This is a genomic window from Vibrio makurazakiensis, from assembly GCF_050337375.1.
Classification (GTDB): domain Bacteria; phylum Pseudomonadota; class Gammaproteobacteria; order Enterobacterales; family Vibrionaceae; genus Vibrio; species Vibrio makurazakiensis.
The window spans coordinates 1-1,406 of sequence record NZ_JAKJSW010000431.1; the positions used below are offsets into that span (position 1 = coordinate 1).

At 42.5% G+C, this 1,406-nt stretch carries 1 protein-coding gene and 1 pseudogene; both read left to right on the forward strand.

Annotated features, from left to right (window positions below):
- Positions 1 to 61: 61 nt before the first annotated feature.
- Positions 62 to 1,039: a DHH family phosphoesterase gene (locus L4C33_RS22205; protein ID WP_428814548.1), complete on the forward strand. Its 978-nt coding sequence runs from the start codon at positions 62 to 64 to the stop codon at positions 1,037 to 1,039.
- Between the two features lie 247 nt (positions 1,040 to 1,286).
- A pseudogene (locus L4C33_RS22210) lies at positions 1,287 to 1,406 on the forward strand (UTP--glucose-1-phosphate uridylyltransferase); the annotation flags it as partial.

Here is a 1,406-nt window from a genome sequence, read left to right on the forward strand (position 1 = left end):
ATATAAGGGAATGTAGACTCATTAACTGCTTACAATTATCAACTACATCAAGGATTCATGGATGCATTACGACGTATTTAATGGCGATGCCGATGGCATTATCGCTTTACTACAACTTCGCTTTGCTTCGCCAAAGCAATCAACGTTAGTAACAGGCGTAAAGCGAGACATTAAATTACTAGAGCAAGTGGTAAAAGCCGGTGATGCCACGTCGGTGACTGTGCTTGATATTTCAATGGAAAAGAACAGCGATCCACTGACGGTGCTTCTGAATAATGATGTGCCAGTGTTCTATTGTGATCACCACCGAACGGGTGATAACCCAACTTCTGAGCATTTAACCGCTGTCACCAATCTCGATTCAGAGATATGCACAAGCTTACTCATTCATCAGCACTTAGAAGACAAATTAGGTGATAACCCTTACGTGGCATGGGCGATAGCGGGGGCATTTGGCGATAATTTACTATCGACGGCAACGGCCTTAGCTAACATGCATGCTTTTACTCCTGGGCAGATAAAATTCCTTAAAGAACTCGGCACGTTAGTCAATTATAACGGTTATGGAGCAACCCTGGCAGATCTGTATATTGAACCTGCAAAGCTTTATCAGGCGTTATTAGAATATCCAGCTCCGTTCCAATTGTTAGATGAGCCTACATCGCCTTACTTTGTATTGAAGCGTGGTTATGAGGCTGATTTTAAAAATCTTGCTGCACTCAATCCTATCCATGAGAGTGAAATCAGCTGCGTGTATGAACTGCCATGTGAAGCATGGGCAAGGCGTACTAGCGGTGTGTTTGGTAACGATTTAGCGAACCAATCACCGAACAAAGCACATGCAGTATTAACTTTAAACCCTTCGAAACAAGACTATACAGTGAGTGTTCGCGCACCGCTAACCAACCGAATTGGTGCAGATGAAGTCTGTACTCAGTTTACTACTGGTGGGGGGCGCAAAGCCGCTGCGGGTATTAATGCATTGCCATTGAATCAAAAAGAGCACTTTATTGAAAAGTTGAATGCTTTTTATGATTAAGCTGATTTTTAGCCTGGCGTTGCGCTAGCTAACACCAATTCAACACCAACCTAACACTAACCTAGCAACCATTACTTTCAAACTCACAATTAGATAGCGTGCAAATTATTTGTCCTATCTTTTGTGTGTTTTTATTTGCGTACACTGTACCCAAAGGTTACAATTCGCACCGAGTACGATTACTGCGGCACGAAGTACACGCCCGTAATCTAGAACCATCAATATATTCACGTCAAAGAGCTTAAATATGATCAAACATTGTTTGTTTCCTGCAGCGGGTTACGGTACTCGCTTTTTGCCTGCTACTAAGTCTATGCCAAAAGAAATGATGCCCATCGGCATCATTTCTTTTGGCATAGACTTAGTA

Bases quoted from the DNA above. Each gene is read 5' to 3' on its own strand.
- L4C33_RS22205 (WP_428814548.1), top strand. From the start codon at position 62: ATGCATTACGACGTATTTAATGGCGATGCCGATGGCATTATCGCTTTA.